This window comes from Mucilaginibacter sp. P1_D10 (genome assembly GCF_056406215.1).
On sequence record NZ_JBFUAP010000021.1, the window covers coordinates 35,490 to 52,961 of the forward strand.

Below are 17,472 nucleotides of genomic sequence, written 5' to 3' on the forward strand. Positions count from 1 at the left end.
TGCATCTAATAATGATTCCCTTAAGCGGGTGTCAGTTGAGCCACGAGAAGCCATTGCCTCCTGGTCCCACCCGTCATTCTCGTGCCTGGTTGCGGGAGTAAATTAAGCTTATAAAGCTGAACTATAACTAATTACAACTTTACTGCCAAATCCTGTTTTTTCTATTGGCTTCCCATGTATTCTAATCAACTCTTCATCCAGTGGCTCACTAAAAATATAATATTGATAATTGCCCCAACCCTCTGGTTTGGAATAAATTTGCACAGGTTGTTTGTAAACATCAGATGTTGCTATAAAATCACAATCGATTTGAGACAGTTCTTTTTTTAGTTTTTCAACTGTTGCCAAAGTCCATCCCAATTTCTTTAAAGCTATTTTGAATGCTGGTGAATTTACGTCTAGGTTCTCTCCGCCTAACGCTGAGTTTTGCGGGTCGATTATTAAAGGAATTATTATCAAATTAATTTTATCATTAGAAGCCGCCCCAAAAACTACATTTTCTTTGATATTGATGTTTGATTTAAAAGTCGTTACTAATGCAGAAAATTCCTTTTCATGCGTGATAAAATTATCCACCAATTGGTTTCGAGTTCTTTTTCTATCAAAGTCACCATAAAAATAATGATGAGCGAAGAACAAATAACCAATTAATAATAAACCAATTACAAAAGCGACAATTACAGTTCTTTTTAAAAATCGATTCATAATCACATAATTTAATACGGCAATTTTCATTTTTTTGCTCATGAAAATATTTGAACCCTAACCCATTGCTGGCGCACGTGCCGCGTGTGCTTTAGCCATTATAAAAAGTCAATATTTATTAGGCCTTTTCCTTCCGAATAAAGCTACAGGATTTTAATGATATTTGCTTTGCATGGTTGATCAGGAACGCGCGACACGCGCGCACCAGCGTGGGGGCCGCAGGCAACGCCCAAATAGAAACCCTCTCGCCGGTTTGGGCAACTAATGTTTAAATTTAACGATTGAACCAGTCACGTATTTCTCCTTCGAGAGATTGTTTTTTATGAGCGTTGATTGATTTACGCACCAGCGTGGCGCGCTGTCGCCGCTATATACGCCTACCGGGATTTGCTTAAATATCAATCTTTTGATGTTTAAGATGTCTAAGCAAAATAAAAACTAAAATTGACAAACTAAACGAAACGATATGAAAAGTTAATCCATATTCATTAAACACCAAATAACTAAGTATAAATCCTAAAATCGACGATATAAACCCAACAAGTGCACCAATTAAACCCGATCTTAATCTATGCCGCTTTGCATAGACAAGGAAAAGCAAAGAACTCAAAAAAATGACCGACGAGGCACGTGCCGAAAGGCCATCATCCTTTCCTTGATAAAATGACATATCATAGCTTTTTATTTTTCTATCTATGTAGAAGATCACTACGAATGCTATTGTCGCCATGATAATTGATTTCAAAATTGCATTCATAATTAATTTATTTGTTTTTCAACGGCATCATTTAACTCCCGCCCGTCCAGGCATCCCTCGCCTGGACGCAAAAATTTTAAGCGTCCACGCTTAAGTTACCCAATTTTTTAATATCCCCCTATTTAATTCCCTGGCATCGCGATGCCGCAACCGCTAAGTTTATACTCACAAGAAACCAATAACGACCGGGTCGCAGGCCAGGCGCAAAGGTTTGGCCTGGTAACGTTAACTGCGGGATGCTTGTCGAGGGTTATCTATTAACACCCGCCAGCGTGGACGCTGAAAAATATCCTCAGTCAGGCGAGGACGCCTGCCAGGGCGGGCCCCTTTCTTTCAGAATAAAACTACAGGATTTTAATGATATTTTGCCTTGCATGGTTGATTAGGAACGCGCGACACGCGCGCACCAGCATGGGGGTATTCGCACCAGGCTAGGGCCCGATCGGGCGGGTTTGTTTTTGTAGTTCGTTAAAATGAATTTGCAACTTTTCTAAAAAATAACATGGAGAGTTTTTATCACAATTCAACACTTCATTGAGAAAAAAATTTCGCTCTTTATTTACCTTTAAATATCGTATAACATATTCGGTTTTTGTAATCCCTTTGCAATTGCACTTACTATAATCTTTAATCTTTGCAACTTCTCCCAAATCAATATTGTTCAGCAAATCCTTTAAACCATTATTCTGTATTTCCCTTGCATTTACCGGAAGTTTTTTATAAGTCATCAACAAACTATCGTTTGCTAAAAAATATACTTTTCCATTTACAAGTGCTATACCTGTTACACTTTCATACAATCGTTCATCATATTTTATTTGATAGACAAACATATCATAATCATTTTCAATTACTTTTTTATTCTGTGCAGATTGACAACTGCAAAAAAACATCATTAAACCAAATAAATACTGCCTCATTTTATGATTAATTTGTTCTTTTCCCTTGTTCTGTTCGTGTCCTACCTCGCCGGTTCAAGCGTCTCGCTTGAACCCAACCGCCTGTCTGAGGCCTGCCTACCACTCAAGCCCCGTGCGGGCGGCTTCCCCTTTCAATCCCCATTGCGAATGCAGGTTTAGCTAAATAATTGGTCATTTAACTAAACCTGCACGTTGCAATTGGTTAAGAACGCGCGACACGCGCGCACCAGCAGAGGGACAACACCAACAACGGCGAAAAATCAAAGCACCCATTTTATAATAATAATTGGTAGTAAAATGACCCCCATTGTGAAAAGAAAATAACTTAAATAGAGTTTGCCATTCTGATACTTGTATCTTTCAATAATCTTTAAATAGCGAGCTCTATAAAAAATTAAAAAATAATTTAAAATCAGAAATGGAGCAAGAAGAGTCAATAGTGAAGAGCAAACTGTATTTAAAAATTGGCTACCAAATACGTTTATACTTAAAAATAAATTAATTTTGATATTAGTAATACTTGAAATAAAAACATATAAGGTAACCATATTTAGACCCTGAAACATCGAAATTGGGATAAGCGTGTATAGCTTCCAATTTCGCCTGCTTCCATTATTTGTTTGCTCAAAAACGATGGCGTCAACCCAAATTTTATAATATAATTTTAACATTATTGATGTGTTTCTTGATAAATAAATCAACCTCGCCGGTTCAAGCGTCTCGCTTGAACCCAACCGCCTGTCAGCGTCCCGCTGACGTAACGGAATGATTTTTAGCGGGTTGAGCGAAGATCTCTTGGTCACAACAACTACAAAACCAGCAAAATGCAAAGGCTTTTCGTTCAATAACGGCACCGCGTAAGTTATTGGTGCCAACACCAACAACGGCAAAAAATGTCACATTTTAAGTTTGCAGCAATCGCTAAAAAATGCAAGGGCTTTTCGTTCAATAACGGGACAGCGTAATAATTACCACAATCTTTGAGGATCTATCGTAAGATCAATCTCCTTTTTAGTCTTGCCCTTTATTAATTTGTACACATAGGACCCTCTGACTCTTATGACCGAGTCGCCCACCTCTATCTGATGATCTGTATAATAACCAGCATCGATAGAATAACTTACGTTATGGATTTGAATTGTTGGAAATTGCTTAATATCATATTCAACGCGTTCTACCTCGCCGGCAAATTCAACATCAAGGTACTTCCTATCCTGCCTTTGAAAATCAATAGCCCAATAAATTAATGTAGAAATAATAATTGCTGTGAAACCAATCACTACAGCGATCCTTTGTTTTGGATTATATGGATAATAATTTCTCATTTAAATATATCTGGAAATAACCAGGCGCCGCGCCAATTGTCCTCACTTGGCGCAAAAACATTGGTAAGCGTCCACGCTTACCCTGCTCAAATGCAAAGCTCGTTAACTTTCGCATAATTGACCCAAATACTACATCCGCAAGCGTGGACGCTTGCCATTTCCTTTCGTCAAGTGTGGACACTTGACGAGGCTGCAGGAAAGATAAAAACATGAAAGCCACAGACTTTTACTGCGTTTAACCCAGCAAAAGCTCTGTGACCTCCGTGCAAACTCTGCGGACTCTGTGTTTAAATAACCGCCAATGGTGGCAGGTTGGTTTAACTCACATTAGCCACGTTCTTCTTCAGCTCCGATTCCAAATTTTGCAATTCTGTGTTCAGTACCCTGCGGTTTTGCGTGCCTTCATCGTGTATGCGTTTCACTTCGGTAAGCGTTTCTATCAGCGAAGCTGTGGTGCGTTTTAGCGTTTCTAACGACACTACGGTTTTTTCGTTCTCCCTCGCAACTTCTATGCTGTTTTGCTTTAGCAAATCGGCGTTTTTTTGCAAAATGGTGTTCGTAGTGTCTGATATCTTCTTCTGCATCTCCACGTTTTCCTTTTGCCTGTTCAAGGCAACAGCAATGGTGAGCTGATTTTTCCAAACCGGGATGGTGGTAGATACTATCGACTGTGCCTTCTCGGCAATGGTTGTATTGTTATTCTGCACTACGCGGATCTGCGCCAGCGATTGCATCATAATAAAGCGCACCACTTTAAGGTCGGCAAGGCGTTTATCCAGGCGGTTCACAAAATCGCGCAGGTCGGCAATTTCATAATCCTCGTAGGCTGCCGGGTTGCCATCCATTACGGCAAGCTGCTCGTTCAGTTCGTTGTATTTCAACTGACCCGAGATGATCAGCTCCTCCATCTGGTGGATGTAGGTAACATTGCTATCGAACATGGTTTGCAGCGATGCATTATCCTTAAGCGAGTTTACGCGGCCGGCCTTAACCTTGTTTACAATTTTATCGATGTTGTTCACCACCGTATCGTACTTGGCAAACAATTTTTTAGTATCCATTACGATACTTTTCAGGAACGGAATGGCAGATATAAATTTAGTGAACGCGCTTTGGTTCAGCTCATCAACGTCGATGTAATTCAGCTCATGAAGCAGATCGGTAATCAAGGTACCCACCTCGCCCGAGTTGTAGGTACGTACCGATGTAAGGAAGGTATTGCTATACCGCTCCATCGAATTCTGCACCTCGGTACCGTAGTTCAGTATGGAGTTTACGTCTTTAGGGTCGATGGTTTTAGCAATTTCCTTAAACTTGGTTTCCTCGGCCGGGGTAATAGTGGTCAAATCCACCGTACCATCTTTAGCCAATTTTACCGGCACGGTGGTTCCTGCCTGCGGTTGTGGCGGCAGGTTCATGTCCGGCATGTTTAAATTCAGTTCGTTATTGCTTGGGTTGGTTTCCATTTTGCTTAATGTTGATGCTGATTACAGCTTATAAATAATTTTGTGTAACCGTTTTTACGGTTTCTTCCAGCTTGCGGTCTTTAGTTGGTTCGCCAATGGCGTTAAATTTCCACTCGCCGTTCTTTTTGTAAAATACGCCCAACACCATGCTTACATGGCCTTTAAATGCGGCATCATTGGCGATATCATATTTTGCAAAAATTTCGGTAACCCGTTTTGGTGTACCCTCATAAATGCGGATAGACGCGAAAGGTATGGCACCAAAATCCTGCCCGCGGAAGCTGTTCAATACAAAGGCCACATAGGTTACTGCCGTGCTTAAGCGCGAAAAATCTACCGTAATAACTTCGTTGTCTATTCCGTCATCGCCGCCCATATCGCCGGTTAAATCGTCGCCACTGTGGCGAACAGACTGGTCTTTAGATTTTAGGTTACCGAAGTAAACCACCTCTAAAAGACGTTTTTGATCATCGTATAAAGCGCAGCTGGCATCAAGGTCTACCGCTTCTTTAGTGCTGCCAAAGCCGAACAAGCCTTTCTTTTCTATAGCACCCCAGTTAATGCCTACACATATATTTTGCAGCTTTGCACCGTCGGTTTTTTCGAGGCTGATGCGCTGTCCTTTTTGAAGATTAATTGCCATTTTTTTAAAGTTAAAAGTTGAAGGTTAAAAGTTGAAAGGTTTTTCTCAGTCAAAAGTTGAAGGTTAAAAGCTTACTTTTTTTAACCTTCAACCTTTAACCTTCCAACTTAATTGTATTTATTCAGATAATCCTGCAGACCGCCTTTCATGCCGGCGCCTACTGCTTCGAATTTCCATTTATTGTCGCGTTTGTAAATGCGGCCAAACTCTACGGCTGTCTCTATCGAAAAATCCTCCTCCAGTTCGTATTTCAAAATATCAGCACCCGTACCTGCATCGGCAATACGGATGAAAGAGTTGCGCACCTGCCCAAAATTCTGGCGGCGTGCTTCAGCCTCGTGTATGGTTACCACAACACAAATTTCGGTAACGCGCGGGTCTGCTTTGCTGAGGTCGATCTTGATCTGCTCATCGTCGCCATCGCCGGCACCGGTTAAGTTATCGCCGGTGTGCTCAACAGCGCCATCCGGAGATTTCAGGTTGTTATAAAAAACAAAAAAATCATCGGCCACTAATTTTTTGTTATCGCCCATAACGAAGATAGAAGCATCCAGATCGAAAGCCGACCCGGTTGATGAACTGTTGGTATCCCAACCTAAACCTATCGTAAATTTAGGGGCGTCGATAGCTTCGCGCTGCCCCTTTTGAAGACTAATTGCCATATTCTATTAATTTATAATTATCTAAAAGTAAACGTTTTTTGATGTGGATAAGGTTTTGGGCATAGGCATCAATGGTATGGTAACCGTTGCCTAAGGCCATGTTATATAATTGAAGGGTAAATGTATCATTTTGCCTTTGAATGAAAACACAAAAATTATCGAAATCGTAATTAAGCAAATATTTCACTATCCGTGTATTTATACAGAAATCGGCGCCGTTTATTATATCCTCTAAATGAAATATCGATTTTACGTGATGGTAGTTGAGCTGATTCTCCACATTAGGGTGGATGTTTTTATTCACCAATTCGGCAAAGTACAACATATGGATATCATTAGTTAGGCCGTACTCCCCCACCATTTTCATAATCATGCGCTCGTGACTGCCCGTTATGCGGATATCATCCAAAAAAATCAGCGTTTTGCCCGCCAGGAAATCCTTATCTATATGGAATTGATCGTTGCCTATGAGCCTCATGCGTTGCTCGGCATCCAATTCGCCGTAATCTTCTTTATAGGTAATGGTGCGGTGCACCTTGGCCTCCTGCACTACAGGGAAGTTGTGCTGCGCCAGCCAGTGATTCAAACGGTACACAAACCAGTTCTTCATGGCGAAGGTGGCTGTTGGGATAAACGAGTACGGGCTTGATATCACCACAATTTGCTTGCGGATAGGGTTTACGGCCAGCCTTTGAGTAATAAAACCATCTGCCAGCGCGGTACCGAAGGCTTTGGACACCAGGCCATCGCCAAACTTAAAGCGGCTGTAATCATCGGCGCTGAAGCCGAAATCATCAGCACTGTTGATATGATGCAAAGAATAAGTGCTATGCATTAGCTGATGAGGTTAAGGATGGTTTGCTGATTGGAATTGATAAGCAGGCTGCTTATGCCGAATGCATCTGCGGCTGCGGTATCGTTCCGGGGATTATCGCCAACATGGATGATGCCGGCCAACGGGATGCTTTTGCCCGGATTACAGATGCTGATATTATTCAGCATTACGCCAAAAAATGCCGCGTTCGGTTTCGACATGCCCGTTTCGTCTGAATACAGCTGAAAATCGAAAAAATCGCCCAGCTGGTGTAATGCCAATACTTTTCTCAATGTTTTCCCGGTGATGTATCCTGTATTACTTAACAAGCTAAAAGTGCCGCCACTGTTTTGTTTTAGATGCATAAGCGTCGAAAATGTTACATCGCTGTAGAGTAGCGGTGGATATAGAAACAACAGTTCCTCCATTTTGGTTTGCAGATGAGGTAGGTCCACCTCATCCAGGTTAAGCTGCCCATCGTGTATCGAATCGATTACCATCAGGTACATCTCGTCGGCATCGATGTTCTTGCCGGTCTTTTCGTTTATGGCGTTTACCATCAGATCTACCCGACGGAATATCGCGGCTATCTCCTCTACGGATTTATGATGAGCGTTATGGTGCCGGTGGAAATATTTGGCCCGCCCGATCTTAAAATCCGGATTGGACTTGATTAGCGTGAGCCACAGGTCGAAAGAATAATGCTGGTAGTAAGGCATTAGCAGATGCTTTTGTAAGTATAGATGTTTTGGTAAAGTACGAACAAAATTCAAAACTAATGTTGCTTTTGCTTTTTTGCGGCGTAAAGAAATTGTTAAGAAAAACGGTCTTTGTAGCCTGCAGTTTTAATGTTGCCGATTGAGGTTGCTTTTTTGAGAAAAACATCCCTTTTTTTTTCCGCATTATGGTAAAAACACGGAGATTTTCGACAGTGATTTTTAAGCTTTTTTGCCGGTTAGCGGATATATGAAGCAATATTTATGGCAAAAAAAGAGGAAAAACAATGCAACTTTATTGCATCTTGCTGCACTTAGGGCACAGCCCCGATGCGTAAACCGTAAAGCTGCTCGGCTGAAAACCAGCAGGCAGATTGATGGTGGGCAGGCTCAGTTCGTTCAAGCAAAACACACCCTTGCAGGCGGTGCAGTTAAAGTGCAGATGCTCATCATGATGTTGGTGCTCGTGGCAGCCCGATTGGCAAACGGCATAGTTGGCCGTGCCATTCAAATCGAAAACCTTGTGGATGATGCCTTTCTCTTCGAACACATTGAGCACGCGATAGAGGGTAACCCGGTCTATATCGTGCATAACGCTTTCCAGGTCGGGTTGCGAGGTGGCGGTATTTTTGGCATACATCATAGATAGCACCCGCAAGCGCGCAGCGGTTTTTTTCAGCTGGTGTTTCGCCAGCAGATCCTCAAACTGGTAAGTGTTTTTTGCGGTTGCCATTTATTGATGCTTGTGTGTTACATGCAGGAAACTATCGCCCGATGTGCAGGTGCCTGCATATTTATAGTTTACGAAGTGCGCCGCTGCTATAGCAAGCCCCCCAAGAGGGACAATAACAGCCTCCAGCCAGCCTTTGGTAAAGATATGACCGAATATAATAGTAGCGAAACCTATAACCAATAGTACCAAAGGTAACGCTTTGTGATGCGAATTCAGGAACGAACCGGCAATAGACCACACGCCCACAACCAAGGCTACGATGATCATTCCCCACTCTACCCATGGGTTGGCCAAAAAGCCCAGGCCCACCAGAGGTAAACTTGTCAGGAACACAGGCACCGCCGCGCAATGGATGGCGCATAAAGTAGATGCCGTCATGCCAATATTATCCAGTCTCGTACTTACCTTAACCGATCTCATGCAGCAAATATAACCACTTAATGCAACATAATTGCGTTTACACCTCCATTTTTACGCATTTTTGACCAATTGGTAGGCATCCACCTCATTTACCCGGGCCAGTACTTCAAATTTCTTGCCCGCCTGTTCGTTATAGTTTTTAAAGAAATGCTCCATCTGGTTTAAAATTTGGTTAGGTGCCTTATACAATCCGTTTTGCTCTTTTTTTGTTTAACAGTTGGCAATATTATTTGTGCACCCAGGTTTAGCATTCTGCTTAAACCAATACTCATATTGCTTATCAAATTGCTTTTTTTGCAGCATTTTTAAGTTGCTTTATTTGATGTAATAAAGTTGATAAGCCGTATGTTTAAATCTTATTTCACACGCAAACCCCATCTGCCTTATGAAACTCAAACGCTTGTCCCTCATACTATTGGCGGTTATGATTTATATCCTGCCTGCATCGGCACAAACCAAATCGCTTACCGAACTGCAGCAAAACTTCGTGAACCTGAAGTTCGGCATGTTCATCCATTTCAACATGCCCACTTTCAATGATGCTGACTGGCCCGACCCGGATGCCTCCCCCGCCCTTTTCAACCCCAAAAAGCTGAACCCCACGCAGTGGGCAAAGGCCGCCAAATCGGCTAATATGAGCTATGGTTGCCTAACAACCAAGCACCACAGCGGTTTCTGCATATGGGATACCAAAACCACCGACTACAACGTAATGAATAGTCCGCTAAAACGCGATGTAGTGCGCGAGTATGTGGATGCTTTCCGCGCCAATGGCTTAAAGGTGATGCTTTATTATTCCATTTTAGATACCCACCACCGCCTCCGGCCAAACAGCATCACCCCGAAGCACTTTGAGATGGTAAAAGCGCAGATAACCGAATTGCTGAGCAATTACGGCAAGATAGAAGCCCTTATTATAGATGGCTGGGACGCGCCATGGAGCCGTATCTCTTATGACGACATCAACTTCGAGGACATCTATCACCTGGTAAAATCCCTGCAGCCCGAATGCGTAATTATGGACCTCAACGGTGCCAAATACCCCGCCGAGGGCCTTTACTACACCGACATCAAAACCTACGAAATGGGTGCTGGTCAACGCATATCCAAGGAAACCAATCGCATGCCTGCGCTGGCCTGCCTCCCTATCAACAGCGCATGGTTCTGGAAAACAAACTTCCCTACCACGCCGGTTAAAGACCCGGTTAAGCTGGTTAACGACGACATTATTGCCCTTAACAAGGTAAACTGCAACTTCATCCTGAACGTAGCCCCAAACCGGGATGGGCTGATTGACGATAATGCGCTCGCCGCCCTAAAGCAAATAGGCGAGCTTTGGAAAAACGACGGCCCCGCACCAACATTGGCGCCAACCGGCGAACCTATCATCTCTACCAACCTGGCCAAACACAAGGTATCCAACTCTAGCTGGAGCGAGGATATGGATATCATGGATTTTGCCAACGACGATGACTTCACCACCAATTGGACATCGAACGCACGGGTAGAAAAACCCTGGTACGAGATAGATTTCGGCCATGAGATACCCTTCAATACTGTTACCATTACCGAGCAGAAACCCAACATCATCAATTATCATCTGGAGTACCTACAGAATGGCGTTTGGAAACCCATCGTGGCTACAGAAAACACTAACCGCGTAAAGGTTAATCGTTTTGCCACCGTGTATGGTAACAAAGTACGTGTTTGGATAGATAAAGCCGACCACCAGATCTCTATCGCAGAGTTTGGGGTGTATAACGAGCGCGGAAGATAGGGCACTAGCGAATAGAGCGCGCGTCTAAAACTTTATCCCTGCTCACTTGTTGGTTCTTCATAAATCTAAAATTCAAACCGAATTGAAGAACCTTACATGCCGTTGCCCCGTTTTTAAAGCACTCTTAATTGTAGTAGCGATGCTGTTTTGTGTATCGCCGTCAAAAGCTTATTCCATTCTGGCGCATGAAGCCATTATTGATGCCTCATGGAAGTCGGACTTGCTGCCGCTGATCAGGCAAAAATACCCCAACCTTACGGGCCCCGAAGTAAAGATGGTGCACTCTTATGCTTATGGCGGCGCTATGGTGGCTGATATGGGCTACATGCCATTCGGCAATGGCTTTTTTACCGATTTACTGCACTACGTGCGCAGCGGCGATTTTGTACAGGCCCTGATAAAGGATGCCCAAAACGCCAATGAGTATGCCTTTGCCCTGGGCGCGCTATCGCATTACATGGCCGATCAATACGGCCATTCGCTGGCTACTAACCGCAATATCCCGCTCATATATCCAAAACTGCAACAGAAATTCGGCGATTTCATTACCTACGCCGACGACCATAAATCGCACAGCCGCATGGAGTTTTCCTACGATGTGCTGCAAACCGGCCGTGGCAGTTACACGACCGAAGGTTACCACGATTTTATCGGCTTCAACATCTCTGTACCTGTGCTGGAGAAAGCCTTTTACGAAACCTACGGACAAAAACTCGAAGGCATCTTCTCCAATATCAATGGCAGCATCAATACGCTGCGCTGGGGCATCCGCAATTTGTTTCCGGTGCTTACCAAATCGGCGTTCAAGGCCAATAAGGACACCATACTGAAGATGACCCCAGGGATGACGGCGAAAAAATTCCAGTATAAGATGAGCAAAAAATCGTTCAGGCTGGAGTACGGCAAAGAGCGGGTGAAACCAAAATTCTTTGCCAGGGTTGCGGTATTCTTCATTCAGATATTACCCAAAATAGGTCCGCTGAAAACGCTCAAATACATATCGCCCGGCAAAGAAGGCGAACGGCTTTTCGCCCGCAGCTTCGATACCATAATAGCCAAATACGCTGTGGCTCTGAAACAAGTGGGATACAACCGCCTCAGCCTGCCTGATATTGACTTTGATACCGGCCGCAGCGCCATCCTTGGTGAGTATTCTCTTGCCGATAAAACTTACGACCAACTACTGATAAAGCTGCAGGAGCAGCAATACAAGAACATTACCCCGCAACTGCAGCGGAACATCCTAGCCTATTACCAAAATGCCGACACCTCTCAAACAGCCACCAAACAGCGCAAGGAGTGGAAAAAGGCCGTAGTGTCTCTACAACAGATAAAAATGCTAAAGCCCACGGCACAAGAACCACTTACGCCGATAGCCGACCCATTGGGTTCAACGCAGTAAATCAACTCGCGTTTTGTCCAGTTTTTATTTTATAGAAATTTCGGGAAATAGGTGGAAATTTGAACCGGACAGAGATAACGCTTCCATGCCATTTGTTGCCACCGAAGCGGCGGAATTCCTCCCGAAAAGCCTGCAAAAACCCGCGTTTTTCTGTGTTTTTCGGTGTTTTTCTTAATATTTCTCATTTTTGTATAACTTTTTCTTTGCAGGCACTAAAAGGGCTAAATTTACTTGAAATGGCTGTTTTTGGCTAAATACGGAGTGTTGGGGGTCGAAAAAAATTTCCAGCTTTTTCCAATAAATCGCACCTTGTTACCTATAAATTCCAGGAATTTCCAGCTTAAAAATTTACGTCGAAAAAGCGTAACTGACGTATTTCATTCCCGGAGGCGATACTCGCCTTGTAATCATCAATCAGGTTAAAACTGTTTATCTTCCAATCCTTTTCTGCGCTTAGCAAAATTCCGGGCAGCTCATGCGCCCCGTCAAGCGATGGCGTTGATTTGAGGTGTTCGCCCAGGCCCTGGCCGGTGGCTTTGAGCAGGGCTTCCTTGCGTGTCCAGAGGGTGAAAAAATGGTCGTGCGAGTTTTCGCTGTTTATGAACTCGACTTCTTCCTGGCTGAAATGTTCGGGTAAAATATCCGCAAAGGAGAATGCTGGATCTATATACTCCACATCGGCACCTACCGGCGTATGCGACACCGCAAGTAATATCCATTCGCCGGCGTGGGTGATGTTGTATTGCAGGCCGGCACTACCTTTTGCAGGCAGATACGGCTTTTTGTTATCGCCCAATACAAATTGAAGCGCAGTTGCCGGTTGGTTAAGGTAACGGCCCAGGATATTACGTTGCGCTCCCCTGCTGATAACGAAACGCTGCCTGTCTTTCAGCTGGTGGTATTTGTTGCCTCGTTCAGTTTCGGATGGTGTTAGCGTTGCCGCGAATGCCGCCAGCCATTGCAGATTGCTACCGATGTGGATGCGGTAGACATGCACCTCGCCATCGTGCATAATAAAGTCTCCCGGCGCGGCGTGCTGCCAGTCCACTTCGTTTAAAAACCGAATATTAACCCTCCCCAAATCTCGCGCAGTTTATGCTGTAAGTTTATTTCTTTGCGGCGGCATCCAGACATTTCTGCAATATCCGTGCAAATTCCTTATCGTTCGGTGCCTTAAATATGGTATTATGCTCGCCGGGGATAATGTGGATGTTCACCCCTTTCAGTGCAAATGGCTTCCAGCCCATAAATTCGTAATCGTCCAGGTAAAAGGATTTCTTCTCGGCCCTGAACAGTTCTATAGCAATATCATAAGGCTGTATGCGGTAATATTTCTGGGCGATATCGTTCATATCATCGATGCGGTTGCTATAGCCAAAGAAGCCCACCTTTTGCTCCTTGCCATACCTCAGCCGCCATATCAGGCGGGTGGCCATCCTCGATACCGCCTTGGTGCGGTGCTGTATGGTTTCCTTGAATCCATCCTGAAACGTGACGGAATACCACAGGCGACGGCCAACATACATACCACGTTTTACTTTATTTACCAGCCAGCTATCGTAATACGGCGTGCGGTAAGCGTAGGTATCAAACATGCCCAGCATCTTCACCTCCAGGTTTAGCGCCTCCAATTGCCTGGCCATCTCGAATGCGATGATGCCGCCGAACGAAAAACCTGCCAACGCGAATGGCCCATCCGGATTTTGCGCACGGATAGACGAAATGTAGTGTGCAGCTATATCTTCTATACGACTAAGCGGCTCATCCACTCCGTTGAGTCCCTTGGCTTGCAGCCCGTACACCGGCTGATCGTCGTCCATATTGATAGCCAGCGCATTGAACAGCAGTACGTTAAGACCAGCGCCGTGCACGATATAGATAGGCATTTTGCTGCCTTTTGGCTTTATAGGCACCAACGAATCCCACATAATGGCCTTACCATCCATATGCAGTACCTGGGCCAGCTTCTCTATGGTAGAGTTCTCGAACAGGATGGCGAGGGGCAGGCGTTTGCCTGTTTCCTTTTCTATTTTTGCCATCACCTGCACGGCAATCAACGAGTGCCCGCCCAGTTGGAAAAAATTATCGTAAATACCCACTTTGTCGATACCCAAAAACTCTTTCCATATGTCTGCAACCATTTGCTCCACATCGGTGCGCGGCGCAATGTACAGGGTGTCATCGTCTGCCGGGAGCGGGCCAATTAGTGCTAATGCTTTTTTATCCACCTTACCGTTAGGCGTAAGCGGCATAGCATCAACCTGTATAAAATTATCAGGTATCATATAATCGGGCACCGAGCCCCTCAGTTCGTTGCGCCAGTAGTTGGTGCATTCGTTAAAGTCTTTGCATACAAAGCCATCGTTAAAGGCCACGTAGGCAACCAACTTGTCTACCCCGTTGATATCCGGTCGGGCAATTACCACGGCCTGTTTCAGGTCGGGGTCCTTAGCCATGTGGAACTCGATCTCGCCGGTTTCTATTCGGTAGCCGCGTATCTTCACCTGCGCATCAATGCGCGAAAGGTACATCAGGTTGCCATCGGGCAGGTATTTGCCCAAATCGCCGGTGCGGTACATCATGGCACCGGGTGTATCTGCAAAGGGGTCGTCTATAAACTTTTCATAATTCAGTATCGGCTGATCCAGGTAGCCTTTGGCAACGCCCTCGCCGCCAATATAGATTTCGCCTGCCGCGCCGGGCGCCAGCGGGTTTTGGAATTTATCGAGGATGTAGATAAAGGTATTATCAATCGGCTTGCCTATGCTGACTTGTTTATCCTCTGGCGTAATTTCTTTAATGGTAGACCAAACGGTGGTTTCGGTAGGGCCATAAACGTTCCAAAGCGATGATGCCCGGCCCAATATGCGCGTGGCCAAATCCATCGGCAAAGCCTCGCCCCCGCATATGGCCTTTATCGCCTCGGTTTCCCAACCGGCTTCCAGCATAATGCGCCAGGTATATGGCGTAGCCTGCATTGCGGTGATTTTTTCCTTTTTGATGATATCCAGCAGCGTATAGCCATCCTTTGCGGTGGCGGCATCAACCAATACGATCTGCGCCCCGGTAATCAGCGGCAGGAAGAGTTCCAACCCCGCTATATCAAAACTGATAGTGGTTACGGCCAGCAATTTATCCTGCGCGGTAAGGCCCGGCTCCTTTTGCATGCTGTACAAAAAGTTTACCATGTTGTGATGCGCAATCTGCACCCCTTTTGGCTGCCCGGTAGAACCGGATGTATAAAGGATATATAGCAAGTCTTTCCCATTGACGGCCACGTTTGGCTCCGTTACAGGTTGATCACCCATGTTAGCGATCATATCGGCGAGCAATAGCTCTTTCGCCTTAGATTCGTACTTGCCGGCGTAATCGGCAGAAGTGAGCAATATTGCTGCGCCGGAGTCGGCCAGCATATAGTTGATGCGATTGATGGGGAAAATGGGATCTAGCGGTACGTAAACGCCGCCTGCCTTGATGATGGCGAGCAAGCCAACCACCAAATCGGCCGACCTATCTACCGAGATGGCTATCTTGTCGCCTTTTTTAACCCCCTCGGTCACCAGGGACCAGGCCAGCTGGTTCGCCTTTTCGTTAAGCTGTTTGTAGGAAAATTGCTCGGTGCCGAACTTTAGAGCTATGCTGCCCGGATTTTTTGCCGCGGTTTCGCTGATGATCTGGTGCAGCGATTTTTCTTTCGGATACTCTACCCCGGTTTCATTCCAGGCTTTCAGTTGGGCGGTAAACTCATCGGCACGCATCAGCGGCAACTTGCCTATCAGCTTATCCGGTGATTGCACTATCTGCCTAAGCAAATGCTGGTATTCGTCCATCATCAGGCTGACGGTAGCCAATTCGAAAATCTGTGTATTGTACGACCACTCCAACACCAGGGCATCCTTATGGTCGGTTATATTGAGGAAAATCTCGAAGTTTTCGTACTCGCGCCCGGTGGTGATGTACCTGTGGCGCAGGTTGTAGAAATCTACCCCCTCATCCATCCCGATATCGATATTGAAAACAACAGGCACCAACGGCGCACGCGATGGATCGCGCGGGATATTCAATTTTTTGAGCAGGCTGCCAAAGGTGAACATCTGGTGATCGTAAGCATCCAGCACCTGGGTTTTGCGTTCTTTAAGGTAATCTATAAACGATTGCTCTCCTTTTGGGTGGCTGCGCAGGGCCAATAGGTTTACGCAGTGGCCCACCAGGCCATAGTTTCCTGTGGCGGACTGGCCCGCAGCGGGCAGGCCCAATATAATCTCTTCATGCCCGGTTATCTGCTGCAGGTAAATCTCAAAGGCGGCCATCAGCGTGGTTACGAAGCTAGCTCCCGCTTTGCGCGCCATCTGCCTTACGTCGGCTACCAGTTTAGCATCAAGGGTAAAATCGGCACGTTTGCTTTTATAGGTGCGCTGGGCTGGGCGCGGGTTATCGGTGGGCACATTCAGCAAATGCGTGCTGCCCTTAAACTGATTTACCCAATAATCTTCAATTTCGTGGCGTTCGGGGGTATCGATAAGGGCATTCTGCTCTACAGCGTAATCACTGTATTTTGGCGCAGGCGGCAGGTTTGGCCACTCGCCTTTGGCAAAGGCCGAGTACAGCTTACTTAGCTCTTGCATGATAACGCCTATCGACCAGCCATCGCAAATGATGTGATGCGCTATAAACGTGATATGATGTTCCTGGTTGCTTAGCTTCAGGATGGTGGGCTTAAACAGCGGGCCGTTCACCAGATCGAGCGCGGTAATGGCGTTTTGGCGGGTATAGTTCTCTATAAAAAGGTCGTTCTGTGTTTCGCTCTGCAAAGAAAGGTCGTGGTAATCGATATGCAGAGGCGGGTTATCGTACACCAGGAAACTCTGGCCGTCGGCGCTAAAAACCGTGCGCAGGGCCTCGTGCCGGTCGCTAAGCGCCTGCAGGGCCTTAAACATGGCATCTTTATCAAAAGGACCCGTTAGCAGCAACGATGCAGCATCGTTGTAAGCGCAGCTGGCATCAGCCCCGCCAATCAGGCAGGATGTCCATATCTCAATTTGCGGCTCGGTAGCCGGGGCCACTAAAGCAATCTCGGGCCCTGCAAACGGATCAAACTCAACAGGACTTACCTCGTAATTCATAACGCCGTT

Annotated in this window: 15 protein-coding genes; 2 read left to right on the forward strand and 13 right to left on the reverse strand. The window is 45.4% G+C overall.

The features are described 5' to 3' along the window. Nucleotides 1–108: 108 nt before the first annotated feature. The 11 genes from AC1DYT_RS24050 to AC1DYT_RS24100 form a co-directional block, all read right to left on the reverse strand. The gene (locus tag AC1DYT_RS24050) at nucleotides 109–735 is read right to left on the reverse strand and encodes a hypothetical protein (RefSeq protein ID WP_477472044.1); all 627 of its coding nucleotides are present in this window, start codon (nucleotides 733–735) and stop codon (nucleotides 109–111) included. Nucleotides 736–1,893: 1,158 nt separating this feature from the next. Continuing rightward, complete coding sequence (locus AC1DYT_RS24055; RefSeq protein WP_477461428.1) at nucleotides 1,894–2,382, reverse strand: hypothetical protein; 489 nt, start codon at nucleotides 2,380–2,382, stop codon at nucleotides 1,894–1,896. Nucleotides 2,383–2,642: 260 nt separating this feature from the next. Continuing rightward, nucleotides 2,643–3,227 carry a hypothetical protein gene (locus AC1DYT_RS24060; RefSeq protein WP_477472045.1) on the reverse strand — a complete coding sequence of 195 codons (585 nt, stop codon included), beginning with the start codon at nucleotides 3,225–3,227 and terminating at the stop codon, nucleotides 2,643–2,645. Between the two features lie 123 nt (nucleotides 3,228–3,350). Beyond that, nucleotides 3,351–3,707, reverse strand: coding sequence for a hypothetical protein (locus AC1DYT_RS24065; protein WP_477472046.1), 357 nt, complete (start codon nucleotides 3,705–3,707; stop codon nucleotides 3,351–3,353). Between the two features lie 317 nt (nucleotides 3,708–4,024). After that, nucleotides 4,025–5,173, reverse strand: a complete 1,149-nt coding sequence (locus AC1DYT_RS24070; RefSeq protein ID WP_477472047.1) for a toxic anion resistance protein — start codon at nucleotides 5,171–5,173, stop codon at nucleotides 4,025–4,027. Between the two features lie 28 nt (nucleotides 5,174–5,201). Further along, nucleotides 5,202–5,816 carry a TerD family protein gene (locus tag AC1DYT_RS24075; RefSeq protein ID WP_477472048.1) on the reverse strand — a complete coding sequence of 205 codons (615 nt, stop codon included), beginning with the start codon at nucleotides 5,814–5,816 and terminating at the stop codon, nucleotides 5,202–5,204. 107 nt (nucleotides 5,817–5,923) lie between these two features. Further along, complete coding sequence (locus AC1DYT_RS24080) at nucleotides 5,924–6,478, reverse strand: TerD family protein (protein ID WP_477472049.1); 555 nt, start codon at nucleotides 6,476–6,478, stop codon at nucleotides 5,924–5,926. Continuing rightward, entirely contained in the window at nucleotides 6,468–7,313 is an 846-nt protein-coding gene (locus tag AC1DYT_RS24085; protein ID WP_477472050.1) for a phosphoribosyltransferase family protein, read from the reverse strand. Before AC1DYT_RS24085 ends, AC1DYT_RS24080 begins: the two co-directional genes overlap by 11 nt. After that, on the reverse strand, nucleotides 7,313–8,011 hold the full coding sequence (locus AC1DYT_RS24090; RefSeq protein ID WP_477472051.1) for an HAD family hydrolase: 699 nt from the start codon (nucleotides 8,009–8,011) through the stop codon (nucleotides 7,313–7,315). The genes AC1DYT_RS24085 and AC1DYT_RS24090 overlap by 1 nt, the downstream gene beginning before the upstream one ends. A gap of 292 nt (nucleotides 8,012–8,303) precedes the next feature. Continuing rightward, nucleotides 8,304–8,741 (reverse strand): Fur family transcriptional regulator, encoded by a 438-nt coding sequence (locus AC1DYT_RS24095; RefSeq protein ID WP_477472052.1) that lies wholly within the window; start codon nucleotides 8,739–8,741, stop codon nucleotides 8,304–8,306. Beyond that, complete coding sequence (locus AC1DYT_RS24100) at nucleotides 8,742–9,161, reverse strand: MerC domain-containing protein (protein WP_477472053.1); 420 nt, start codon at nucleotides 9,159–9,161, stop codon at nucleotides 8,742–8,744. 385 nt (nucleotides 9,162–9,546) lie between these two features. Here AC1DYT_RS24100 and AC1DYT_RS24105 point away from each other — a divergent pair, with 385 nt between their 5' ends. Together AC1DYT_RS24105 and AC1DYT_RS24110 are read left to right on the forward strand one after the other, a co-directional pair. Then, on the forward strand, nucleotides 9,547–10,938 hold the full coding sequence (locus tag AC1DYT_RS24105; RefSeq protein WP_477472054.1) for an alpha-L-fucosidase: 1,392 nt from the start codon (nucleotides 9,547–9,549) through the stop codon (nucleotides 10,936–10,938). An 82-nt stretch (nucleotides 10,939–11,020) separates the two neighbouring features. Beyond that, nucleotides 11,021–12,340, forward strand: a complete 1,320-nt coding sequence (locus AC1DYT_RS24110; protein WP_477472055.1) for a zinc dependent phospholipase C family protein — start codon at nucleotides 11,021–11,023, stop codon at nucleotides 12,338–12,340. Between the two features lie 340 nt (nucleotides 12,341–12,680). Here the strand turns inward: AC1DYT_RS24110 and AC1DYT_RS24115 are convergent, their stop codons facing one another. Next, nucleotides 12,681–13,388: a 4'-phosphopantetheinyl transferase family protein gene (locus tag AC1DYT_RS24115; RefSeq protein WP_477472056.1), complete on the reverse strand. Its 708-nt coding sequence runs from the start codon at nucleotides 13,386–13,388 to the stop codon at nucleotides 12,681–12,683. Between the two features lie 58 nt (nucleotides 13,389–13,446). Continuing rightward, entirely contained in the window at nucleotides 13,447–17,463 is a 4,017-nt protein-coding gene (locus AC1DYT_RS24120; RefSeq protein WP_477472057.1) for a non-ribosomal peptide synthetase, read from the reverse strand. Between the last annotated feature and the right edge of the window lie 9 nt (nucleotides 17,464–17,472).